This is a genomic window from Paenibacillus sp. FSL H7-0940, assembly GCF_037979415.1.
Lineage (GTDB): Bacteria > Bacillota > Bacilli > Paenibacillales > Paenibacillaceae > Paenibacillus > Paenibacillus amylolyticus.
In genome coordinates, this window is record NZ_CP150280.1 from 161,935 (window position 1) to 186,122 (window position 24,188).

Sequence of the window (24,188 nt, forward strand, 5' to 3'; positions counted from 1 at the left end):
CCGCGTCTGCCAGGCGCGGTTTTGCAACTTTATGTACAGAATTAAGGGGGAATATTCATGACCAGAGAACATATCCCATCTGCTCAGGCTGCCACATGGAGCGGTATTGCCGGTAATATGGGACTTGCGGTGATCAAAGCGGGAGTCGGTTATATGGCAAACAGCAAATCATTGCTCGCTGACGGCTTGTATTCTGCTTCTGAAGCTGGTTCTGCCCTGGCTGGTCTCTTTCCCTCCAAGTCTGTACGCGATAAGAGCAAGGCTCGCAGGGGACGGTTTAAAGAACATTCAAGTGTTGCTAGACCCGGAATCTCAGTATTGTTATCTGTGCTGATTCTCATGGGTGGATTACAGCTTGCCATCTCCGCATTGGGTAGTCTCTCCGGAAGTGAACCGGAAGCACCCGGCAAGTCGGTACTTTTGGTGGCTGTTGCAGCTTTGGCTGTGAAAGAAGCGATTTTTCAATTTCAGTACAGATATTTCCGTAAACGAAACCAGTCTCAGGCGCTGACCTATGCACAGCAACATCGCCGTGCACTCTATTGTTCGCTCACCGTGTTAATCGGCATTATAGGATCGATGGCTGGTGAAGAGACGGGTTTGAGTATGTTGCTCTACCTGGACCCCACGGCTGCGTTGATTGCTTCCTGTTTTGTGCTTCACAAGGGTTACCGAATGATTGTGGACACAGTCTATGGTTCACTCGTTCAGGAACTGGAGCAGGAAGAAGCGTCCGATTTCAAAGAGACCGTACAGCGGGTATATGGCATCATTACCATTGAGCATTTGGTTGCACGTGAACAGGAACATGACGTTACGATTGAGCTGGTCATTAGTGTGAATCCGAGGATCTCGATACTGGAAGCACAGGAGATTGCAAATCGTGCCAAGACTCTACTGTTAACCCGTTTCAGTCATGTGAAAGAAGTACAGATTCAAGCGATACCTTATGATCCAGGTTATCCCTATAAATCCAATCATGAACTGCCCGATCACGAAGCGACATTAATTCAGTAGTGAAGCGCGGGTCCAGTAGATCAGGAAAGGAGCGTTATCATTGCTTTATTCGCAATACCGGTGGAATACACCGAATATCGATTTGGAGGCGGCTGCGGGACTCTCGCAGGCGCTTTCCGTTTCACCCCTTGTTGGACGTTTGCTTGTGAGTCGAGGAGTGCACAATGAGAAGGAGGCCGAACGTTTTTTGCATCCTGACCTTAATCAGATGCATGATCCCTATCTGCTCCTCGGCATGAATGAAGCTGTGCCACGTATCAAGCTGGCATTGGAGCGGGAAGAACATATTTTGATCTACGGGGATTATGACGCTGATGGCGTATCCAGCACATCGCTCATGATCCATTTGATGCGTCATCTTGGGGCTTCGTACGATATATATATTCCTCATCGCTCGAATGAAGGGTATGGATTGCACAACCATGCGTTGGATTGGGCCCATCAACAAGGCGTTTCATTGATTATTACCGTGGACACCGGAATCAGTGCTGTTGAACAGATTGCCTATGCGGCAACGCTGGGAATTGAAGTCATTGTGACAGATCACCACGAACCGCCTGAAATTTTGCCCGAAGCCTTTACACTTATTAATCCGAAACTTCCAGGATGCCCGTATCCTTTTAAAGGTTTGGCAGGAGCGGGAGTAGCCTTGAAGCTCGCTCAGGCATTAATCGGGGAAGTGCCCGGTGAATGGATGGAGATTGCCGCCATCGGCACCGTTGCCGATCTCATGCCTTTGGAAGGGGAGAACCGGGTTATTGTCAGTTATGGAATAGAATCGATGCGTGGTTCACGTCTTCCCGGTGTAAGTGCATTGCTGGAAATCAGTGGTGTGGATCAGAGTCAGGTGACTTCAATTAATATTGCCTTTGCCATGGCACCTCGTATTAATGCCAGTGGACGTTTGGATCATGCCGGGAGAGCGGTATCACTTCTCACCACCGAGAATCTGGATGAAGCTCATACGCTTGCGGGCCAGCTTGATCTATTGAATCGGGAGCGGCAGCAAGTCGTAGAGGGCATATTACAAGAAGCAACGGCACAGTTGGAACAAAAGATACAGCTTCGTTCAGGATCCGTTCCAGATGTAATCGTATTGGCTGGGGAGGGCTGGAACGTCGGAGTGGTTGGTATCGTGGCTTCCAAATTGCTGGAGCGTTATTACCGACCTACACTTATCCTTGGGATCGATCCAGAGAGTGGTGTCTGCAAGGGCTCTGCGCGCTCGATTGAGGGCTTGGATATCTATCAGGCACTCACAGTCAATAAACACACTATGGACCATTACGGGGGACACCCTGCAGCAGCAGGTATGACCTTGCATCGGGATCAGCTGGAAGAACTTGAGGCTGGTTTGAATGAGTTTGCTGCATCTGTATTAACTGAAGAGGATTTTGTACCTCAACGTCTTGCGGATGATGAATGCAGAATCAGTGATGTTCCACTGAAAGTGATTCAGGAGATCGACAGATTGCAGCCTTTTGGGATGAGCAATCCTTCGCCACGGTTTGTATTGAGAAGTGTAACTGTGAAGGAAACCAGAACAATGGGACGAGAGAAACGCCATCTGAAACTGGTTCTGGAACAGGATGGTCAGCAACTGGAAACCGTCGCTTTTGGCAAGGGAGCGTTAGCAGAGTTCCTTCTCCCTGGTTCCGTTATTGATGTGATGGGAGAACTGTCCATCAATGAATGGAATGGGATGAGAAAACCTCAATTGATGCTTCAGGACATTCATGTTCCTCAGGTCCAAGTGTTTGATTTGCGCGGTAATGCCGAGCCATTAAATGCGATGAAACATTTCTTGAGCTCACTTGAGGTGCATCTGCGATATAAATCTGGTTCTGTTGGTGCTATTGTTCGGAAAGAAACAGATGTTTCCGAGGGAAATTCATTGTATGAACCTTGCCTTTGGGTATATGATAGAAAGGTCGGGTTATTTCCGTGTAATGCTGCTGCACAGCATTATGGACAGGAACAAGTCCGGACGTTATTTGTGTTTGATACGCCGGAAACCCCGGAACAACTTAATGCCATGCTGGCTTTGTTCAGTGGAGCTGAGAATATCATCCTTCTGCACGGATCAGGCAACCGCCGAGATCGCCTTCAGATGCCTTCCAGAGAACTCTTTAAGCGTATTTATATGCAGGTGTTGAAATGGAAAGCTGAACCCGTGGAGGAACAAGAGATTACTCCTGTGCTCAGTCGTCAGTGTGGTTGTTCGCCGCGCATGATTACGATGATGTTGGATGTATTCGAAGAGTTATCCTTCATTACCCGTGATAACGGCAAAATTGCGTTTGTGGATAACCCGCCTAAGCGTGAGCTAACCGCTTCACGTCACTATCAGGCGCTCGAAAATATGGCCGAGATAGAACAGGTGATGCTGGATGCAGCCACACCGCAACTGACACAATGGATGATATCCCGGATGAAGGGCGTATCTTAGATGGAAGTTTGTGTATTTATTTTAGGAGGAGATTATTTTGGATTTTAAAGATTATATTCGTGTCATCCCTGACTTTCCACAACCGGGAATCAGCTTTAAGGACATTACAACATTGTTGAAGGATGGAGAAATGTACCGCAATGCGATCAATGAACTGAAAGTGATGGTTTCTGATCTCAAAATTGACGTTATTGCTGGACCTGAAGCACGTGGTTTCGTTGTGGGCGCCCCTCTGGCATACGCTCTTGGTGTCGGTTTTGCTCCGATTCGCAAAAGTGGAAAACTGCCTGGAGAGACGATTGAAGTTGGTTATGATCTCGAGTATGGCAAGGATACACTCGCGATGCACACAGATGCGATTGAAAAAGGTCAAAATGTCCTGATCGCAGATGATCTGCTCGCAACGGGTGGAACGATTGCAACTTCCATCAACTTGATTGAACAATTGGGTGGGAAAGTTGTCGGAGCTGCCTTCCTGATTGAGCTGTCTGATCTGAATGGTCGTGCCAAATTGCCAGAAATCGATGTATTCACATTGATGAATTATTAAGCTGAAATCTCCACATGTACCGCTGTGATGAAACATGAATTGTTTTTTCCGTTTCCCGGGAAATAATATACAGCATTAATGATTATCAAAAATCCTGTTCTTCCAACCGTAAGGTTAGGGAGAACAGGATTTTTGATGTGTATACGATGGAAGTTAATCGGGCATTTTTTCAGTGATAGGCTGTTTACGTGAATCGTCATTCAACCAACCCAGCACTTCAAACAGTTTGAACAACAAGCTCATCAGGATTCCGACGATGGTTGCCAATGCCATCCCTTTCAGATGAACGCCGTAGAAGGTAACTTCTGTACCACTCAGTCCGATGACCAATACAAGTGTAGTAAGCAGCAGATTGGTCGGTTTGGCAAAATCGACTTTCTGTTCAACCAGAATACGCAGACCAGATGCTGCAATAACCCCGAACAGAAGCAGGGATACGCCACCCATAACTGGCACAGGAATATTGGCTACAAGCGCCGAGAATGTTCCTGAGAAGGAGAGTACGATTGCAATGACTGCTGCGCCACCAATGACATATGTGGAGTATACGCGAGTCAGGGCCATTACACCGATGTTCTCACCATAGGTTGTATTGGGAGTAGATCCTACAAACCCGGACAGAATGGTGGAGACCCCATTACCAAGCAGGGAACGATGAAGCCCAGGGTCTTTCGAAAGATCTTTGCCTACAATGCTGCTCGTTACAAGCAAATGTCCAATATGTTCAACGATAACCACAAGCGCTACAGGTAAAATGGTGAAAATAACGGACCAGTCAAATGTAGGCGTTGTTACGGTTGGAAGTGAGATGAAATCAGCGTTTCCAATAGCCTGTTTATCAACCAGACCCATAGAATAGCCAAGGATATAACCGACTACAATACCGATTAGAATATGAATGATTTTGGGGAATCCACGGAACGTTACGGCACCAATGACAGTGATACCAAGCGTGGCCATGGATAAAATGATTGGTTTGGCTTGAGGTGCCCAGTTGGGATATTTAAGGATATCGGGATTAATCAGACCTGCCATTCCGGCAGCCACGGGTACAAGCTCCAGTCCGATCAGAGCAACGATGGCGCCCATAACCGCTGGTGGGAAGACTACGTTAATCCATCCGGTACCCGCAAATTTAATAATGAGGGCCACGAAACAGAAAACAAGTCCTGTTATGATAAAAGCTCCAAGTGCCATGGAGTAGCCATTCTCAGGATGTTGTTTTAATACCATTGTGACAGGAGCAATAAAGGCAAAACTGGACCCGAGATATGCAGGAATCTTTCCTTTACACATCAGTATGTACAACAGTGTTCCAATTCCGTTCATCAGCAGGATCATACTTGGATCAACACCGAACAGGTTTGGTACAAGCACCGTGCTGCCAAACATGGCGAACAAATGCTGAAGGCTAAGCAGTGAACCTGAGCCAAGTGGCATCTTTTGATTAACCTGAATTTCGCGTTGCAATGAATTTCATCTCCTTTTCCGAAACACAAACTTTCAATAGATTACAGAGTTTCTCTTAATTAATCAATAACATTTTTGACGTAACAGAGCGATAGAATTAATATTTTCATGAATTTTCCTTCTATTTCAGCAAATAACGGCAATAATACATAAGAAATAAGAAATACATCCAATCCCCTGTGAGTCATAGGGAAACGGGATAGAAGTAATTCAGATCACCAATATAAAAATTGGATAAGCGCTCTTATTCGTCAGCAGTTGACGGGAAACGGGCGAAGCGTCATAATTATAGGAAATTACTTTTACGGGGAACCTGTGTTGCAGCACTGTCACGGGTTCCATTTGGTATAGAAAGGACACGGAACAGATCAGAATGGGCATAGAGCAATTACTCGAGAAGGCCGGGGCATATATCAAAGAACCCGATCTGGTGCGCATACGAGAAGCTTACGAATTTGCTGATCAGGCCCACCATGGACAGACGCGAAAATCGGGAGAACCGTATATTCTGCATCCGCTTGCGGTTGCCGACATTGTTGTGAACATGCAGATGGACACCATCTCCATAATAGCAGCGCTTCTTCATGATGTAGTAGAGGATACTACGGTCTCACTTGAAGAGATCCGCAATCATTTCGGCAATACGTGTGCCATGCTTGTTGACGGCTTGACGAAGCTGGAACGTATTCAGTTTCGCTCCAAGGAAGAACAGCAGAACGAGAACTACCGCAAAATGTTCATCGCCATGGCGCAGGACATCCGTGTCATCGTGATTAAATTGGCTGACCGTCTGCATAATATGCGGACACTCAAGTTTCAGTCGGAAGAAAGCCAGCGCCGGATTTCATATGAGACGCTGGAAATTTTCTGTCCGATTGCAAACCGTTTGGGTATCTCTGCAATCAAATGGGAAATGGAGGACATCGCCCTCCGTTATTTGAATCCGCAGCAGTATTACCGAATTGCTAACCTCATGCACAAAAAACGTGCGGAACGGGAGCAATATATTGATACGGTTATGGATGGAATTACGAACAAGCTCGATGAGATGGGAATTCAGGCAGACCTTTCGGGCCGCCCGAAACATATCTACAGCGTGTTCAAGAAAATGACCACCAAAAACAAGCAGTTTAACGAAATTTATGATCTGCTTGCCATTCGTATTATTGTGGATAATATCAAGGATTGTTATGCTACCCTGGGAATTATACACACGCTATGGAAACCGATGCCTGGACGCTTCAAAGACTACATTGCGATGCCAAAGGCGAACATGTATCAATCGCTGCATACAACGGTAGTTGGTCCCAATGGCGAACCAACGGAAGTACAGATCCGGACATGGGATATGCACCGGACTGCTGAATTTGGTATTGCTGCCCACTGGGCCTACAAAGAAGGCGCTGCGAACGGAAATCATTTTGAAGACAAGATTACCTTCTTCCGTGAAATTCTTGAACTTCAAAACGAAGCACAGGATGCATCAGAATTCGTAGAGTCACTCAAAATGGATTTCTTCTCGGATTTGGTATTTGTATTTACACCAAAAGGAGAGGTCATCGAATTGCCGATCGGCTCTGTTCCTTTGGATTTTGCTTATCGAATCCATACGGAGGTGGGTAATCGGACCATTGGTGCCAAAGTAAACGGTCGGATTGTTCCGCTCGATTATCATCTGAAGACAGGTGATATCATCGAAATTTTGACGTCCAAACATTCTTACGGACCGAGCCAGGACTGGATGAAAATTGCGAAATCTTCTCATGCACGAGCGAAGATCAAGCAATGGTTCAAGAAGGAACGCCGTGAAGAAAACGTTGAAAAAGGTCGGGAGAGCTGTGAGCGTGAACTGAAGCGTATGGGGCTTGACCCTTCTGCGTGGATGACGGATGACAAGTTGATGGAAGCTGCCAAAAAATATGCGTTTAACGATATTGATGACATGCTTGCGGCTGTTGGATTCGGTGGGATTACTGCTGCACAGATTGTAACCAAAGCAACCGAAAAACTGCGTAAAGAGCAGGAAGAGTCCAGTTTGCTGGAATTAAATTCCGAGATGCGCGAGCTGAAACCTGCGCCTGAGCGCAGAAATCGTCCAACCAACGGTATTCGTGTTAAAGGCATCGATAATCTGCTTGTTCGATTCGCACGATGCTGTAATCCTGTACCTGGGGATGACATTATCGGATATGTTACACGCGGACGCGGCGTTTCCGTACACCGTAGTGACTGTCCGAATATCCCTACAAGTGCAGACGGTGAAGAAGCAGCACGTGTTATTGAGGTCGAGTGGGAAGAGAATATCGAAGCAAGTTACAGTGTGGATATTGAGATTACAGGCCATGATCGTAATGGCTTGCTCAACGAGGTACTTCAGGCTGTATCTGAAAGTAAAACCAATATATCTGCCGTTACAGGACGGACAGATAAAAATAAATTAGCATTGGTGCACGTCACAATTCTGATTCGTAATACGGATCATCTGCAATCCGTTGTAGAACGGATCAAACGTGTGAAAGATGTCTATTCGGTGCATCGGATTATGCAGTAAGGAGCCTGTAAGATGAGGGTGCTTGTACAACGTTGTAAAGAGGCTCAGGTGACTGTGGGAGACGAGCTGACAGGTAAGATCGAATCCGGATTAATGCTACTCGTGGGCATTACCCATGAGGATACCGCGAAGGATGCCCAGTATCTGGCTGACAAAGTTAGTGGGTTGCGGATATTTGAGGATGATCAGGAGAAGATGAATCTCAGTCTGCTTGATGTAGGCAGTGCTGTATTGTCTGTTTCCCAGTTCACCCTATACGGAGATTGTCGCAAAGGAAAGCGTCCGAGCTTTGCGGCTGCGGCCCGACCTGAAGCGGCAGAACTGTTATATGAAACGTTTAATCAACTGCTACGGGATAAAGGTATCCAGGTTGAAACCGGGCGTTTCGGAGCGATGATGGATGTAACATTTACCAACTGGGGACCCGTGACTTTGATGCTTGAAAGTCCGGTTCGTCAGGAACCACGTGCATAATTCCATGGGGTTCAGGCCATAATAAGGGATAATTCGTTGATGACCATTTCATGATCAAAGGAGTATCCATCCAATTATGCGCCAATCTGCGAAAGAAACACGTACCCGTTCAGAACCTTTGTTACTCCCTGGCAACCTGTATGAATCATTGCACCTTGCCCGTTCGGCTGCTGAGTATGTTGCAACGATCTGGGCACTTCAGGATTCGGACAAAGGGAAGCAGAGTCATCTTCCGCGATCTTGAATGTCTACACAGGGATATAAACATCCGATATTTGGATTATACAGATTGTGAAAAAGTCCTGATTTCTTCCCGAATCAGGACTTTTTGTCGTGAGTAGAACTTTTTAACTATTCGTTTGACGACTTCGTTACAAAATGAAATTACATTGAATTGTTATAAATTGCTCTGGTGAGGGTAATAACAAAACGAGGCACAACGAAGTGCCAACGTACTGCAAGACCCGATTTTATAAAGAAAGTTCGAACACGGAAAGGAGAACATACGTTATGAGTAAAGTTGCTTTTTTATTGGCGAATGACTTTGAAGATTCGGAGATGCAGGTCCCGTATGACGAAGTAAAAAAAGCTGGACATGAAGTGGAGATTATCGGATTAAAAGCCGGTGAGACCCTTAAAGGTAAAGGAGGAAAGGCCTCCTATACCACAGATAAGGCGATTGGTGATGCATCCGCTTCAGATTATGATGCAGTCGTGATTCCTGGTGGATCATCCCCTGAGAATTTGCGAAGTGATGCGCACATTTTGAAGTTTGTCACTGAGATCAACAGTGCGAAGAAACCAATTGCTGCGATCTGTCATGGTCCGCAAATTTTGGCTAGTGCGGGTCTGTTGAAAGGCCGTACCATTACATCCTATCCACCACTTAAGGATGATATGGTAAACGCAGGAGCAGAGTTCAAGGACCATGAGGCCGTTGTGGATGGAAACTATATTACATCCCGAACACCTGAAGATGAGCCAGCGTTTGTACGTGAACTGCTAAAAGTTATATAACTTCATCCAGTACAACTGACATACATTGATGTATCTTAACTACGTTACATCGTGAGGTTACGAAACTTCACGTTGCATTTCATTCCGAAAAAGGAGGGTTTGACATGACAAAACATATTCAGGCGTATTTTCGAACCGAGGACGAGGCAGAGGGAGCAAGAACTTCACTTCAGACGTTCCGTACAGAGCATTTGGAAGTAGGTCAACTGGACAGTGCGGTAGGTAGAGACACGCGTGTTATGGTGCCACTGGTACCTTATAATACAGCAGGTGGCGTAGGCACCAACGGAGCAATGGGTGTAGGTGCAGCCCCTGGTGTTCCAGCCAGCGAAAATGTGATCCCTGTAGTAGCCAATGTGGACCGTGATGCAGAACGGGATACTCGTGACAGAGTGAATGAGGATGGAGACCTGCTGAATGCTGCAGATGTGTCTTCGGCCGATTATGATGATCTCCATTATGTTCTGTCTGCCAAAGTAAGAGATGAGGATTATGACGAGATTGTTCATAAGCTTCGTTCCAACCATGCCTATGTGGAAGATTTGAATTAACGTGTAGATACTTCTTGGCCCTTGCACTGCTCGACCACACAGTCGAGTGATGTGCGAGGGCTTTTTAATCAGGAGGATATTAAAAAACTAATTTATAAAGCGCTATCATTTTTGTAATATTACTGTAATATTAGATACATAAGCCTTTAACATAGTGGGCTTATAATAACACACATGACCCCCTTTTTTTTATATATCCTTTGAGCCTGCACACCGTGTGCAGGCTATTTTTTTTGAGCTGAGAATGTGTATGTTTTGGGTAGAGCTTACCCCTTTATTCAATTTTTGCTAGAATAGAGAGATGGGTTTATATATTCTACAGCGAATTGTTTTCATAGTTGGGCTACATTGGACGGTAAATCTAGCTCCAGCGATTGGGTTCAGGCGAATCCAATCCTATGACAGAGAGTATGAGGAATTCATCGCCAGAGTGATCCGTCATATTCCAGATGAACATATACTCGCTGAAACGGCCCCGCCTTTTTTATATAAGTACGGGGCAGCGGTTTCTGCTTGATCGATGGAATTTGAAAGTTATATAGAATGCCTCGTTTGAGAAATGACACCTACAATGCTAAAGCAACAGAGTTCTCATGCGAATGGCTAGAGACAGATTTAAGGGGGAATTAGTTTTGAGTAAGATTGGAAGAAATGATTTATGCCCATGCGGTAGTGGGAAAAAATATAAGAAATGTTGTCTGAACAAGGAGTCCTCTGCAGTAGAATCCATACTGGGGATAATATCAACGGAGAAACCGGTCCGGGAAGCCTCCATTCAGCCTGAGAGCAAACTGACCTTGACCAAGCTGAAAAAGATGGTGGCAAGCGATTTGAGATGGGAGCACCCGGCTCACGAACAGCTAGCCCTGCAGACTATTGAGAACATGAGCAACCAATATGAGCCAGAGGTAATTTTGGAAGCTCTAGTGTTATGGAACGGCTACTCCCGTCAGACCCGCCCTACTGTGAAGAAGACAGGCTCGTTCTCTGCTGCAATTGAGTTTTTGCTGTCCGAGGAATACGGCTTCAATGTCACAAAGGCTGAGCTGGCTGATAAATATGAGGTAACGACAGGCACGATCTCCCGGAAGGTTAAGGAGATGAATAGTTACATCGAAGAATACGGCATGGGCGGTGAAACGGACGAGCTATTGATGCTGAACGGTCCAGGCACATCGAGAGACAAAGCACAGGCTCTGCTGTCTAAGGCGAGGGAAGCGAGCTCTTCCAAACGGAGAGTACATCTGGCGGAAACAGCGATTGAGATGTATCCTGACAGCTCTGATGCGTATCTTATTCTAGCTGAGGAATCGGACAATGAGAATGATGCACGATCTTACCTCAAGGAAGGAATCGCTGCTGGCAAACGTGAACTGGGCGAACTGTTCTTTGTGGAGAATAAAGGGGACTTCTGGGGGCTTCATGAGACTCGTCCCTATATCCGGATATGCAAAAGCTATGCCGAATCCTGCTGGTTTGGTGGAGATACGAAAGAAGCAGCACAGATTCTGGAGCATATGCTAGAGCTTAATACGGAAGACAATACCGGAGCACGTTACCTGCTCGCTGCTGTGTATCTGTACAGCAACCAATTGGAACAGGCAGAGCAATTGCTGGAGGAGTATGGAAGAGATGACGCCGCAGCGGCCTTTGCCTATGACAAGATTATTCTGGAGTATAAGAAAAACGGAATCACCTCCCAGCTCAAAATGCTGTACCGTGTGGCCCGGGGTGTGAACAAACATGTGCCTGATTACCTGTTGGGTTTGAAACGTTTGCCGCATAACCTCCCTGACTTTGTCGGCATGGGCGACTCCGACGAAGCGATTGAATATGTCATTATGCATTCCCGTTTATGGGCGAGCGCGCCGGATCTGTTGAAGTGGATGCTGCAACAATAGAGGAATAAGAAGCGAATAGAAGTTGGAATTCATATGATGAATCCAGCTTCTATTATCCGTGATTTCTGTCACTCCCCCATCCGGTGCAGTGTGTGAGTAAAATTTTTTAGAGCTATCTTTTCGTGTTAACCCTTGACTTTAGCACTGCGGTTCATTACAATCAGAAAATAATACGTTGACTATAGTCAATACAAGTCGATTTTTGAACTATATTATTGATTTGATGACGGGACCAAGTACTCCGTACCCACATGACCAGAGAGGAATCCCAAGGCTGTAAGGATTCTCTTGATGAGCGGACGAATGACTTCCCCGAGAACAGACGGCGAACACAGCAGAGATGATCTGGTGACCAGTAGCTGGCCTGCGCAGGACGTGCGTTACACGTAGAGCGGAATATCTGCTTGATCAGGTTGCTCTGTGCAATCCTGAATCATCAGAGATCACCTGAACGGCTAAAGTGTCAGGTTTCCGGAATGTGGGTGGTACCACGGGTGAATGTATATTACACAATCTCTCGTCCCTTTGTTTGCTGTATACACAGCGACAGGGCGAGGGATTTTTTTGTTATATAAAAAAATCAATGCTGGAGGGATCAAGATGGCTTTTCAAAAACCGACTGGAACGCAGGACTTACTGCCTGGAGTTGTCGAGAAATGGCAGTACGTAGAAGAAAAAGCACGAGATCTGTGTCGACGGTTTAATTACCGTGAGATTCGTACACCGATCTTCGAACAGACTTCTTTATTTGTACGCGGTGTAGGAGAGACTACCGATATCGTTGAGAAAGAAATGTATACCTTTGATGACAAAGGCAATCGCAGCATGACTCTTCGTCCAGAGGGAACAGCAGGTGTTGTCCGTGCGTATGTGGAGAATAAAATCTACGGCGAACCGGATGTGAGCAAGCTCTATTACATCGGTCCGATGTTCCGGTACGAGCGTCCCCAGGCAGGCCGTCAGCGTCAGTTCCACCAGTTTGGTGTAGAAGCCATCGGTGCGCTGGACCCTGCGATTGATGCCGAAGTAATCGCACTAGGTTACCAGTTGTGCGTCGAGCTCGGCTTGAAGGATGTCAAAGTGGAGATCAACTCCGTTGGTAACTCAACCAGCCGTGCAGAATACCGCGAGACGTTACTTGGGTTCCTCAGACCGATGAAAGACAGCCTGTGTAAGGACTGTCAGTCCCGCATGGAGCGTAATCCGCTGCGTGTACTCGACTGTAAGGTCGATCAGGACAAATTCGTTGGGGCACCGTCCATACTGGATAGCCTGGATGAAGAGTCTTTGAATCACTTTGCCAAGCTGCAGGCATACCTGGATGATTTCGGTGTGGATTATGCTGTGAACAATCGTCTGGTACGGGGCTTGGATTATTACACACTGACTGCTTTTGAATTAAAAGCCCAAGGTATTGGAGCAATTGATACCGTTGGCGGCGGTGGTCGATACAATGGTCTCGTTGGAGATATCGGTGGACCTGATCAGCCGGGTATCGGCTTCGGTATTGGTCTGGAGCGTATTCAACTGATTCTGGAGCACCAAAATATTGAGGTCACTACGCTGGCTCCACTGGATGTATACTTTGTTGCTCTGGGAGAGGCTGCTGATCGTGAAGTGAACCGTCTGTTGTTCAAACTTCGTCAGTCTGGACTGTCTGGGGAACGTGATTATCTGGGCCGCAAGATGAAAGCACAGATGAAATCAGCTGACCGTTTCAAATCCCGCTACACTGCCATCCTTGGTGATGACGAGCTGGAGCGTGGTGAGATCGCCCTCAAGTCGATGGATACGGGTGAGCAACAAACCGTGAAGCTTGATGATCTGGTAGAGGCAATTCGCGAAGGTAAATAAGCATGAGGTGTTACATTAAATCTTAAACATTCAAGTAAAACAATTGATCCGGCAAAAGTACTGAGGTTCACCGACGTTTCCAATTAAGCGGAAGTTGGCGAGCCAGAGGTAACATGCCTTTTCGAATACATGATCTACACGTAACCGGACTGTTGAAGAGCAGGCACTAACTGCCCATACAGAACGGAAATTCACATAATGAGGAGTTTGGTTATGAAAAGAAGTCATCATTGCGGCGCATTAACACCCGCACACATCGGTGAAACAGTAACATTGAACGGTTGGGTTCAGACCCGCCGTGACTTGGGGGGCGTACTCTTCATCGACCTGCGTGATCGCAGCGGGATTGTACAAGTTGTCTTTAACCCGGCTTACTCCGGTGAAGCTCTGCAAATCGCAGATCGCGTACGTAGCGAGTATGTTATCGCTGTAACGGGTAAAGTTGTTAAACGTGATGCAGAAACAGTTAACAAAAACCTGCCTACTGGCGAAATTGAAGTTCAAATCACAGAAATCGAAGTGCTGAACGCAGCCAAAACACCTCCATTCTTCATTGAAGATGGTGTCGAAGTTGATGAATCCCTTCGTTTGAAATATCGTTACCTGGACCTGCGTCGTCCGGAAATGTTCGAAACACTGAAACTGCGTTCCAAAGCGTCCAAAGTGTTCCGTGACTACCTGGATGGAGAAGAGTTCGTTGAGGTGGAAACACCAATCCTGACCAAGAGCTCCCCGGAAGGTGCGCGTGATTATCTCGTACCGAGCCGTGTGCATGAAGGTGAATTCTTCGCCTTGCCACAATCCCCACAAATCTACAAACAATTGCTGATGGTGGGTGGCGTTGAGCGTTATTATCAGATCGCTCGCTGTTTCCGGGATGAGGATCTGCGTGCAGACCGTCAACCAGAATTCACTCAAGTCGACATCGAGACTTCTTTCTTGCAACAGGATGACCTGCTGCCAATGATGGAAGAACTGATGGCCAAATTGCTGCGTGAAACGAAAGGTATTGAGCTGGAACTACCTTTCCAACGTATTACGTATGCAGATGCAATGGGTAAATACGGTTCAGACAAACCAGATCTGCGCTTTGGTATGGAACTGGTTGAAATGAACGATATCGTAGCGAACAGCGGTGTAAAAGTATTTGCTTCTGTCATCGAAAAAGGTGGAGAAGTGAAAGTGCTGAACGCTAAAGGCTGTGGCACATGGAGTCGTAAAGAGATCGATGATCTCGGACCATTTGCTGCACGTTACGGTGCGAAAGGTCTGGCTTGGATTCAAGTAAAAGACGGCGAGTTCAAAGGGCCAATCGTGAAGTTCTTCACGCCTGAAGAAATCGAAGCTGTCAAAGAACGTACAGGTGCTGAAGATGGCGACTTGCTGCTCTTCTCCGCGGACACGAAAAAAGTGGTTGCTGATGTTCTGGGCGCTTTGCGTCTGAAAATCGGCCGTCAACTGGGTCTGATTGATGACAGCAAATTCAAATTTGCTTGGGTTGTGGACTTCCCACTCCTCGGATATGATGAAGATGCGAAACGTTATGTGGCAGAACACCATCCGTTCACTCGTCCAAAAGACGAAGATGTACATCTGTTCGACACTGATCCGGGTGCAATCCGCGCTCAAGCCTATGACCTTGTTCTCAATGGTTATGAAGTAGGTGGCGGTTCAATGCGTATCTACAAACGTGATGTTCAGGAGAAAATGTTTGCTGCCCTTGGACTCTCTACAGAAGTAGCGAATGAGAAATTCGGCTATCTGTTGGAAGCTTTCGAATATGGAACTCCACCGCATGGTGGTATTGCCTTTGGTCTGGACCGCCTCGTGATGTTGCTGGCGGGCCGCACGAATCTGCGTGAAACGATTGCCTTCCCGAAAACGGCAAGTGCAACGGATCTGCTCATGAATGCACCATCCGAAGTGGATGACTCACAATTGGAACAACTGCATATCCGCGTAGCCCGTAAACCGGTAGCGGAAAAGAAATAAAGGAGGCATCGATTCTCAATGCTCCATCAATTTTCAAGAACAGAACTTGCGATCGGACCTGAAGGTCTGGATACGTTGAAGAATAGTACAGTCGCTGTGCTTGGTATTGGCGGCGTAGGTGGAATTGCTGTAGAAGCTCTTGCACGTAGCGGCGTTGGGCGTATCATCCTGATTGATAAAGACGTGGTGGACATCACCAACATTAACCGCCAGATTCATGCGCTGACCACGACAGTAGGGCAGAAGAAAGCGGATCTGATGGTGGAACGTGTGAAACTGATCAATCCGGAATGTGATGCGATTGCCCTGAATATGTTTTACACGGAAGAAACGTATGAGGAATTGTTCAAATATGAACTGGATTATGTGCTGGATGCATCCGACACGATTATCTACAAAATCCATCTCATTAAAGAGTGCCTGAAACGTAAAATTCCGATGATTTCGAGTATGGGTGCGGCGAATAAAATGGACCCTACGAAATTCCAGGTTGCGGATATTTCGAAAACGACTATGGACCCGATTGCCCGTGTTGTACGTACGACACTTCGTAAAGACGGCATCAAAAAAGGTGTGAAAGTGGTCTTCTCGACTGAAAAGCCGATGAAACCGCGCGAGGACGTAACACAAAAAATCGTTCCCGAGAATGCTCCGGAAATTCGTAAGGCTAAACAGCCACCTGCGAGTAATTCATTTGTGCCTCCGGTAGCTGGACTGATTATGGTCAGTGTTGCGATTAAGGATTTGTTAGAAATTGCAGAGAACAAGCAGCAGTAACTTGCTGCCAACTGAAGAAGCGTGGATGCTGATAAGGCATCTGCGCTTTTTTGTGTGATCATACTTCGCAAGAGAGGAGCGAATGGGACGTCAATTGTCTATGATAGCCGAACTGTATCCTTAGATAAATGTCAGAGTTACGTCATGTACTTCAAAGTCAAAACCGTGTATGATATTCACTGCTGCGCGAAATGATGATACATACATAATGAATTTGCGGCTACAGAGAGGGGAATAGAACGAAATGAAACACGGATGGATGACCAGACGTCTTGGCATGGAGCCAGGAGACCAGTGGAAAAAGGAAGTTGTGGCGGGAGCCATTTCCTATTTTGCCGTGGTCTATATCGTTATGGTCAATGCTACAATTCTTTCCGATGCCGGGATGCCCTTGCAGGCGGCCATGGTTGGAACCCTGCTGACGTCCATTGCAGGCTGTTTGCTCATGGCATTTGGCGGAAAATCACCGATTATCGTAGTACCCGGAATGGGGATTAATGCATTTTTCACGTATACACTTGTACATTCCATGAAATTAAGCTGGCAAGAAGCGCTGGCCGTTGTAACCGTTACAGGTGTACTGTTTGCCATTGTTGCGTTTACGTCACTATACAAAATGATCAGCGAAGCAATCCCGAAAAATCTGCAGCATGGCATTACGGTCGGGATTGGTTTGTTTCTGACATTTATCGGTTTACAAAAAAGTGGAATTGTCATCGCACATCAGACCACGTTTGTCGCGATTGGGCATTTTAATGATCCAAATGTCATTACAGCCTGCGTTACGCTGGTGCTTGCCTTGATTTTATTTATACGGAACGTACAGGGTGGACTTCTGATCAGTATTCTGGTCGGGACAGGTCTAGCCTATGTACTTGGAGCAGTGAGCCCAGGTGAATCCGTATCAGCTATGGATGCGCTGCGTCAATACGGTGGGTTGTTTGGCGAATTGTCTTTGATGAAGCTGGCTGATGTTGCGTTCTGGATCGCGGTATTTTTGCTACTGCTAATTGTGGTGTTCGAAAATATCGGATTAATTACGGCTCAGACACAGATGATTGGTCGTCCAGAGCGGTTCAAAGGAAGTCTGCGTGCTCTATCCATTAGCACCGTGCTGGCAGGTGTATTCGGAAGTAGTCCTCCGGTTGCCGCAGCCGAGACTACAGCCGGAATTGCGGCAGGCGGTCGCACAGGTTTGACTCCGCTCGTTACAGCCGTGTTATTCGGGGCTACTTTTTTCTTCATCCCACTGCTCGGTTACATTCCGGACAGTGCAATTGCACCCATTTTGATCATTATTGGTGGCCTGATGGTACAAGGTGTGAAAGATATGGATTTTGGTGACTTCACAGAGGCATTCCCGGCATTTCTGATCATGGTCATGATTCCATTTACATATAGCATCGTGGACGGTATGGCGTTTGGATTTATTGCCTATCCATTAGCGAAGCTGGCAGCAGGTCAAGGTAAACAGGTGCCTGTGGTCATGTATGGCATTTCCATCCTATTTTTAGCCAACTTTGTGTTGCATGGAGTTTTGTAATAACAAAAGGCAACGTCATGTAAGTTCATACGTATGATCTCTGGTGAGCAGATGGAGAACGGGAGGAACGGGAATGGAAGAGCAGCAACAAGCAGGGCAGAATGAACCGAAGGTAGGAAAAAAGGGATTTAAGGATTTCGTCAAGCTTATCGCCTCCACGAACCCGCCAAAACTGATCTTGATTCTGGCCCTCATCTTAACCCTGATTCAAACTACAGCCGGACTGATCGTGCCATTGATGACCAAAGGTCTGATTGATGGATTAACCACTTCGGCATTGAACAAATCTGTTATTTTGTTATTGCTGGGGGCATTTGTGATTCAGGCGATTGCCTCGGGTATTAGCATTTATATGTTAAATTACGCCGGACAACGCGTGGTCGCAACGCTTCGTACCAAGCTGTGGAATAAGGTATTGTCGCTAGGAATGCCGTATTTTGATCGCAATCGGACAGGCGATACCATGAGCCGGATTACGAATGATACAAGCCAGATCATGACGTTGATCGCAGATTATCTGGTTTCCTTTGTGTCCAACATCGTCGCTGTTGTGGGTGGCGTGGCGTTACTGTTCTATTTGGACTGGGTGATGTCGCTCATTATTCTGAGTCTGGTGCCGCTTACGCTGTTGATTCTGTTGCCGGTGGGTAAGAAGATGTACAAGATCTCCAAGAAGCAGCAGGACGAGATGGCAGGTCTTACGTCCGTGCTTAGTCAGGTTATTGGCGAGATTCGCTTGGTCAAAGCCTACGGCACGGAGAAACAGGAAGTGGAAGCAGGGGATTCCCGGATTCGTAAAATGTTTGCTTTTGGCTTGCAGGAAGCACGCATCCTTGCACTGATCGGTCCTTTGTTTACATTTGTCATGACTGCCGTACTGGTCGTTATTCTGGGTGTGGGGGGAATGCGCGTAGCGTCTGGACTTTTGTCGCCTGGTGAACTGGTTGCGTTCATTTTACTGTTGTTCCAGGTCATTATGCCAATGGGACAATTCACGACCTTATACTCCCGTTTGCAAAAAGTCGTCGGTGCAACGGAGCGCATACAAGCGATCCTTGCCGATGAGGAAGAGCCACATGACAGCACTAAGGTAGCGCCAAAAGGAAATGAGACGATTGCATTCCATGATGTACATTTTTCCTATGTTACAGGTGAGGAAGTGTTGCACGGAATCAATTTGACGGTACCTACACAAAAAGTGACAGCCATTGTCGGTCCAAGCGGTAGCGGCAAATCAACACTGTTCTCTTTGATGGAGCAGTTTTATATGCCCGATTCAGGCCATATTTCATATGGGGGACAAGCCATAACGGATTATTCTTTAGCCTCCTGGCGCAGCAAGATTGGGTATGTATCTCAGGAAAGTCCACTTATGGCGGGTACGATCAAAGACAACATCACGTACGGATTAGGTCGTGAGGCCACGATGGATGAGATCCGGCGAGCTGCTGAGATGGCCTATTCTGCCGACTTTATCGACAAGCTGCCACAGGGCTATGACACGGAAGTGGGCGAGAGGGGAATCAAGTTATCCGGGGGCCAACGTCAGCGGATTGCTATTGCTCGTGCCTTACTGCGCAGTCCGGATATTCTTATGTTGGATGAAGCGACATCCAGTCTGGACAGCACCTCGGAGTATGAAGTACAGCAAGCATTGTCCAATCTGATGGAAGGAAGAACTACGATCGTGATCGCGCACCGATTGTCCACAGTGGTGGATTCCGATCAGATTGTTGTATTGGAGCATGGGCATGTTACCGGAACAGGAACTCATACGGAATTAATTAGCAATCATCCGGTATACCGTGAGTTAGCTCAAAAACAGTTTGTGGCACAGGAAGGACAAGGTTGAAATCAGAAACAAATTGACTACTATTTCAAAAGATAAGATTCAAATATAGTTCAACTTAAGAGCGTTGTTCATTCGTTCAGTACGAGCGTGAGCAACGGTTTTCTTTTATGAGATCACCAGGCTGCTGTAGCTTTTTACACATCAATATGATATAGTGGGTATCCTTTTGCGTCGTCAGTGATTGGCGATGCAGAGCAAAACATATTCTTAGGAGGTAACTGAAACATGTCAGACAGCTTTCAAAGTGCCTATCAAGAAGAAGAGTACAGGTTAGAGCGAACGATGGAGGAAGTGGATAGTCAGCTGGAACGACTGCAGAACATTCCGGTATACACCGGCCACGACTTCACAGAACAAGTGCTGGAAGCTGGACGCGAAGAGCGCCGCACCGCCTTGTCCAAGAGCGCGCAGCAACCCTATTTCGGACGCTTGGATTTCGAAGAACAGGGCAGTGGTGCACGGAAACCGCTGTATATTGGCAAAATTGGCGTAGACCGCGAAGAGGTGGGAGAGCATCCGCTTGTCATCGACTGGCGTGCTCCTGTCGCGAGCCTGTTTTACTCATTTACCGGAGGGGAAGCCTCCGCTACGTATGAAGCCCCGGAAGGGCTTATTGAAGGACTCGTATACCTGAAACGAAACGTTGTCATTCGGCAGCGGATATTGGAACGTGTGGCGGATACATATAACCGTGACAGCGACCAGCCAGCGGTATCTGATGAATTCCTCGTTTATCGTCTGGGAGAGAACAAGGATAACAAACTGCGTGATATCGTATCGACGATTCAGGCGGAGCAGGATCTAATCATTCGTGCGGCGAGAAACACCGCACTGATCATTCAGGGTGTAGCGGGATCCGGGAAAACAACGGTTGCCCTGCATCGGCTTGCCTTTTTGCTATATCAGTACAAGGAGCAGGTATCTGCGGAGAAAATGGTTATTTTTGCACCCAACCACATGTTCTTGGATTATATCTCGGATGTGCTTCCGGAACTTGGAGTAGGGGACATTCAACAGCGGACATTCCCGGATTGGGCGATGAACCTGCTGGGGTTGGAAATGCCTTTGGCGAATACGTCGGATACATTGAACACCTGGTTCGAAACTCCAGATGCGCGGCCTGAATTAAATGATGATGTACCTGGACGGTACAAAGGATCCATCCGTTTCATGGAGCTTATTCGAGAGTGGCTCTCGGGCATGGAAGCGGATTCCGTACCGGATATGGACTTCAGTCCATGGGATGGTAAGGTGCTCAGCAAGACGGAGATCGAGAACTGGTTCAGTGAGGAATACAAACATTATCCACTGGCCAAACGCAAAGAACGGGTCATGGCGAGAGTTCACCGCTGGATTGAGATGGAACTTAAGAAACCGATGCCAGAAGCTGTGCGCAAAGAACGCAAGAAAAAAGCGTCTACTCGTGAGAAAGCTTATGCTAAAAAATGGCCTCAATACGAGCCGCTTACGCTATACAAACAGTTGTTCAAAGCTACAAAGGGTGGGTCTGTGCCAGCCTCGCTCAGCGGGCTTATTCCAAAACTGGTCATGAAACAAACGGCAGCAGATTTGAAGCTGGATATCGTCCGTGAAGAGGATCTGCCTGCATTGGTATACATTCATACATTGGTCCATGATATCGAGGGTTCGGAGCGGTTTGATCATGTCGTGATTGATGAAGCGCAGGACTTTTCCCCTTTTCATGTGGCGTTATTGGATCAGTTCGTCAAAGGGCATTCCTTCACCATACTGGGTGACTTGTCTCAAGGCATTCATGAGTACCGTGGTGTTCATGCGTGGGAAGAGATGAGTTCTCTGTTTCCTGAGGAACAGAATGCATACTTTGCATTGACCCGAAGTTATCGTTCAACGATGGAAATTATCGATTATGCCAATACGATTCTGGAACGTGGCGTCAAGAGCGGGATTACGGCGATTCCTGTTTTCCGTAGTGGTGATCCGGTTCGCACGTTGGCTTATGGAGGGGAAGGGCGGACGGCGAGTCTGGAGCAGGCTTTGAAGGTATTAACAGTCAAAGACTACCGAACGGTCTCCATCCTGACCCGTACACTGCATGAAGCAGAGGAACTTCATCGTGAACTTCAGGATGCAGGCTGGGATCTAAACCTGATCGATGGTGGCAAAAAGCAGTACACGGGTGGACACTCCGTTTTGCCGGTCTATCTGTCCAAAGGGTTGGAGTTTGATGCCGTTATTGTGGCAGACGTAGACCAGAAGCATTATTTGCCAAATGCGGGTGATGCAAAGCTGTTGTATGTTGGTTGTACACGGGCCTTGCACGAATTGTGGTTGTTCCATGATGGTGTACTGCCGATCTATGCGGCTGCAACACATAATCCCGATGGCGAGTCCGTAACCATTCAGGGTTGGCCAGAGCTTGGTTAGATAGAGTTTACTTATACAACAAAAGGCATGACGTTCATGGGAAAGTCCCATAAGCGCATGCCTTTTTTGCTTTTGTGCGAGAAATGATTAATCTTCCAAGGAAGAACGATGGGGGAGTTCAAGTTTATGTTACGCTATTTCTCATTCTGGATGAGCGACGGTTCACCAGGAATATACCAACACCAATAAATAAACCGCCTGCCAATGCAAACCACTGAACGTGTTCTCCTAGCAAAATCCAACTCGATAGTACACCAAAGAACGGCGCCAGAAACAGATACGAACTGGTTTGGGCTGGGTCACTATTCTGAAGCAGATAAAACCAGAGTGAGAACTGAATGATGGAGCAAACAAGCGTTAACCAGAGCAGCGCCATAACCGAGGTGGTATTGACCATAAACTGAGGCTGTTCAGTCCATACGCTCAGCAGAAGAAGGGCAGCACCTCCCGCGAGCATCTGATAGGCAGTTAAGACAAAAGTATCGTAGCCATCACCCCAGCGTTTGATGAGCAATGTGGACACGGCAAAGGAGATCGCACCACCAAATCCAATCCAGGTTCCAGGACTAAAGCTCATCTGCCATCCAAAAGTTAACATAATCCCGATGAAACCGAGTATAACACCGATCCACTGACTGAAACGGTAGGTCACTCTATATAAAAGAGCACTGAGGATAATGACCAGTAGCGGATTGGTAAACGTAATAATGGCGGATTCACCGGATGTAATCCAGTTCATGCTGTAGTAGGCGCAGCCCATCACTCCTGCGGATTGGAACAGGCCAATAAGGATTATTTTCAACCAAGACTGCCATCCATTAGGCAAAGTACGTTTACGAAGGAACAAGGCCATCAAGCCACCTGCCAGTATATAACGTATGCCCATGAGCAGGAAAGGTGGGGCATATAACATGCCGATCTTGCCAACTGGAAAAGAAGTACCCATGATTAGCGTTGTCAAAATGATCAACAGTGTATATTTCAGTGGTTTGATGATCCGGGTATCTTTATCATGACTGGAGCTCATAACGTCTGTCCGCTATCTACAGTAATTAACTGCCCGGTCATGGATTGCTGTTCCAGCGCAGCACAGATCATGTGTGCGATATCTTCAGGTGTGGCAATATGTTGTAATAACACTTCTCCACCAAGACGATACATTCGCTCCTCGTTTCCAGCCCACCACCTTGTAGCAACTGCGCCAGGGACGATAGCATTCACCCGAATGTGTGGTGAGAGTGCGTGCGCAAGTGATAAAGTTAGACCGTGAACGGCCGCTTTGGAGACGGCGTATGGGAGGGAGGAGCCCGAGCCCGTACTGCCTGCGATGCTGCCCAGATTTACGATAGAACCACCGCCAGCCTGTCTCATGCCTTCCGTCACTGCACGAGCGCAATGAAACATGCCTTTCACATTCACATCAAGCAGCTCATTCCAGACGTCATCTGTAACAGACTCCAGATCGTGCATGGGGATATGGTGCGTGATTCCAGCGTTATTTACAAGTGCAGTGATCGGGCCATAGGTTTCAGTTACTGTAGTGACCATCCGCCGGACATCAAGATCATTGGCAACATTAGCTTGAACGGCGAATGCATGGCCTCCCTTATCCAGAATGTGTTGAACAGTCTCTCTTGCTGCATCTTGTGAGCGGGAATAGTTGACAGCGACCAAGGCTCCGCGTTCAGCGAGCAACTCACTTACAGCACGTCCTATACCTGTTCCACCACCTGTGATCAGAGCAACTCTATTTTTCCAGTATGTCATGCTGAACACTCCTTATC

18 protein-coding genes are annotated in these 24,188 nt (G+C 47.0%); 15 read left to right on the forward strand and 3 right to left on the reverse strand.

Annotated elements, in window-relative coordinates:
- Window positions 1-57 precede the first annotated feature (57 nt).
- Genes MHB71_RS00790 through MHB71_RS00800 form a run of 3 tightly spaced genes read left to right on the forward strand, consistent with a single transcriptional unit; the run spans window position 58 to window position 4,016 of the window.
- Window positions 58-1,017, forward strand: coding sequence for a cation diffusion facilitator family transporter (locus MHB71_RS00790; RefSeq protein ID WP_340028537.1), 960 nt, complete (start codon window positions 58-60; stop codon window positions 1,015-1,017).
- Between the two features lie 40 nt (window positions 1,018-1,057).
- A complete protein-coding gene (gene recJ, locus MHB71_RS00795) occupies window positions 1,058-3,466 on the forward strand; it encodes a single-stranded-DNA-specific exonuclease RecJ (RefSeq protein ID WP_076252963.1) in 2,409 nt (802 codons plus the stop codon).
- Between the two features lie 37 nt (window positions 3,467-3,503).
- Window positions 3,504-4,016, forward strand: a complete 513-nt coding sequence (locus MHB71_RS00800) for an adenine phosphoribosyltransferase (RefSeq protein ID WP_017686780.1) — start codon at window positions 3,504-3,506, stop codon at window positions 4,014-4,016.
- 153 nt (window positions 4,017-4,169) lie between these two features.
- On the opposite strand, the gene uraA is transcribed toward MHB71_RS00800, so the two are convergent.
- Window positions 4,170-5,486 carry a uracil permease gene (uraA, locus tag MHB71_RS00805; RefSeq protein ID WP_340028538.1) on the reverse strand — a complete coding sequence of 439 codons (1,317 nt, stop codon included), beginning with the start codon at window positions 5,484-5,486 and terminating at the stop codon, window positions 4,170-4,172.
- Window positions 5,487-5,859: 373 nt separating this feature from the next.
- Between uraA and MHB71_RS00810 the strand changes: the two genes are divergently transcribed.
- The 12 genes from MHB71_RS00810 (at window position 5,860) to MHB71_RS00865 (ending at window position 22,404) form a co-directional block, all read left to right on the forward strand.
- The gene (locus MHB71_RS00810) at window positions 5,860-8,037 is read left to right on the forward strand and encodes a bifunctional (p)ppGpp synthetase/guanosine-3',5'-bis(diphosphate) 3'-pyrophosphohydrolase (protein WP_036616894.1); all 2,178 of its coding nucleotides are present in this window, start codon (window positions 5,860-5,862) and stop codon (window positions 8,035-8,037) included.
- A 12-nt stretch (window positions 8,038-8,049) separates the two neighbouring features.
- A complete protein-coding gene (gene dtd, locus MHB71_RS00815; protein ID WP_076320348.1) occupies window positions 8,050-8,511 on the forward strand; it encodes a D-aminoacyl-tRNA deacylase in 462 nt (153 codons plus the stop codon).
- Window positions 8,512-8,587: 76 nt separating this feature from the next.
- Window positions 8,588-8,755: a hypothetical protein gene (locus tag MHB71_RS00820; protein ID WP_017686784.1), complete on the forward strand. Its 168-nt coding sequence runs from the start codon at window positions 8,588-8,590 to the stop codon at window positions 8,753-8,755.
- A 266-nt stretch (window positions 8,756-9,021) separates the two neighbouring features.
- Window positions 9,022-9,528 (forward strand): type 1 glutamine amidotransferase domain-containing protein, encoded by a 507-nt coding sequence (locus MHB71_RS00825; protein WP_036616900.1) that lies wholly within the window; start codon window positions 9,022-9,024, stop codon window positions 9,526-9,528.
- Between the two features lie 104 nt (window positions 9,529-9,632).
- Window positions 9,633-10,079, forward strand: coding sequence for a hypothetical protein (locus tag MHB71_RS00830; protein ID WP_036616903.1), 447 nt, complete (start codon window positions 9,633-9,635; stop codon window positions 10,077-10,079).
- Window positions 10,080-10,711: 632 nt separating this feature from the next.
- On the forward strand, window positions 10,712-11,980 hold the full coding sequence (locus MHB71_RS00835) for an SEC-C metal-binding domain-containing protein (RefSeq protein ID WP_340028539.1): 1,269 nt from the start codon (window positions 10,712-10,714) through the stop codon (window positions 11,978-11,980).
- A 600-nt stretch (window positions 11,981-12,580) separates the two neighbouring features.
- Window positions 12,581-13,834, forward strand: coding sequence for a histidine--tRNA ligase (gene hisS / locus MHB71_RS00840; protein WP_036616908.1), 1,254 nt, complete (start codon window positions 12,581-12,583; stop codon window positions 13,832-13,834).
- A 213-nt stretch (window positions 13,835-14,047) separates the two neighbouring features.
- Window positions 14,048-15,826 (forward strand): aspartate--tRNA ligase, encoded by a 1,779-nt coding sequence (gene aspS / locus MHB71_RS00845; RefSeq protein WP_036616911.1) that lies wholly within the window; start codon window positions 14,048-14,050, stop codon window positions 15,824-15,826.
- An 18-nt stretch (window positions 15,827-15,844) separates the two neighbouring features.
- Complete coding sequence (locus MHB71_RS00850; protein ID WP_076320351.1) at window positions 15,845-16,603, forward strand: tRNA threonylcarbamoyladenosine dehydratase; 759 nt, start codon at window positions 15,845-15,847, stop codon at window positions 16,601-16,603.
- Window positions 16,604-16,847: 244 nt separating this feature from the next.
- Window positions 16,848-18,146, forward strand: coding sequence for an NCS2 family permease (locus MHB71_RS00855; RefSeq protein WP_340028540.1), 1,299 nt, complete (start codon window positions 16,848-16,850; stop codon window positions 18,144-18,146).
- Between the two features lie 73 nt (window positions 18,147-18,219).
- Window positions 18,220-19,998, forward strand: coding sequence for an ABC transporter ATP-binding protein (locus MHB71_RS00860; RefSeq protein WP_340028541.1), 1,779 nt, complete (start codon window positions 18,220-18,222; stop codon window positions 19,996-19,998).
- A gap of 225 nt (window positions 19,999-20,223) precedes the next feature.
- Window positions 20,224-22,404 carry a UvrD-helicase domain-containing protein gene (locus tag MHB71_RS00865; protein ID WP_340028542.1) on the forward strand — a complete coding sequence of 727 codons (2,181 nt, stop codon included), beginning with the start codon at window positions 20,224-20,226 and terminating at the stop codon, window positions 22,402-22,404.
- 124 nt (window positions 22,405-22,528) lie between these two features.
- Here MHB71_RS00865 and MHB71_RS00870 read toward each other — a convergent pair whose 3' ends face one another.
- Window positions 22,529-23,431, reverse strand: coding sequence for an EamA family transporter (locus MHB71_RS00870; RefSeq protein WP_340028543.1), 903 nt, complete (start codon window positions 23,429-23,431; stop codon window positions 22,529-22,531).
- Entirely contained in the window at window positions 23,428-24,171 is a 744-nt protein-coding gene (locus MHB71_RS00875) for an SDR family NAD(P)-dependent oxidoreductase (protein ID WP_340028544.1), read from the reverse strand. The genes MHB71_RS00870 and MHB71_RS00875 overlap by 4 nt, the downstream gene beginning before the upstream one ends.
- Window positions 24,172-24,188: the final 17 nt, after the last annotated feature.

Coding starts and splice junctions, on each gene's coding strand:
- MHB71_RS00830 (WP_036616903.1), top strand. CDS start 9,633: ATGACAAAACATATTCAGGCGTATTTTCGAACCGAGGACGAGGCAGAG.
- MHB71_RS00825 (WP_036616900.1), top strand. CDS start 9,022: ATGAGTAAAGTTGCTTTTTTATTGGCGAATGACTTTGAAGATTCGGAG.
- MHB71_RS00790 (WP_340028537.1), top strand. CDS start 58: ATGACCAGAGAACATATCCCATCTGCTCAGGCTGCCACATGGAGCGGT.
- MHB71_RS00870 (WP_340028543.1), bottom strand. CDS start 23,431: ATGAGCTCCAGTCATGATAAAGATACCCGGATCATCAAACCACTGAAA.
- MHB71_RS00810 (WP_036616894.1), top strand. CDS start 5,860: ATGGGCATAGAGCAATTACTCGAGAAGGCCGGGGCATATATCAAAGAA.
- MHB71_RS00875 (WP_340028544.1), bottom strand. CDS start 24,171: ATGACATACTGGAAAAATAGAGTTGCTCTGATCACAGGTGGTGGAACA.
- MHB71_RS00865 (WP_340028542.1), top strand. CDS start 20,224: ATGTCAGACAGCTTTCAAAGTGCCTATCAAGAAGAAGAGTACAGGTTA.
- MHB71_RS00855 (WP_340028540.1), top strand. CDS start 16,848: ATGAAACACGGATGGATGACCAGACGTCTTGGCATGGAGCCAGGAGAC.
- MHB71_RS00850 (WP_076320351.1), top strand. CDS start 15,845: ATGCTCCATCAATTTTCAAGAACAGAACTTGCGATCGGACCTGAAGGT.
- hisS (WP_036616908.1), top strand. CDS start 12,581: ATGGCTTTTCAAAAACCGACTGGAACGCAGGACTTACTGCCTGGAGTT.
- MHB71_RS00860 (WP_340028541.1), top strand. CDS start 18,220: ATGGAAGAGCAGCAACAAGCAGGGCAGAATGAACCGAAGGTAGGAAAA.
- MHB71_RS00820 (WP_017686784.1), top strand. CDS start 8,588: ATGCGCCAATCTGCGAAAGAAACACGTACCCGTTCAGAACCTTTGTTA.
- dtd (WP_076320348.1), top strand. CDS start 8,050: ATGAGGGTGCTTGTACAACGTTGTAAAGAGGCTCAGGTGACTGTGGGA.
- aspS (WP_036616911.1), top strand. CDS start 14,048: ATGAAAAGAAGTCATCATTGCGGCGCATTAACACCCGCACACATCGGT.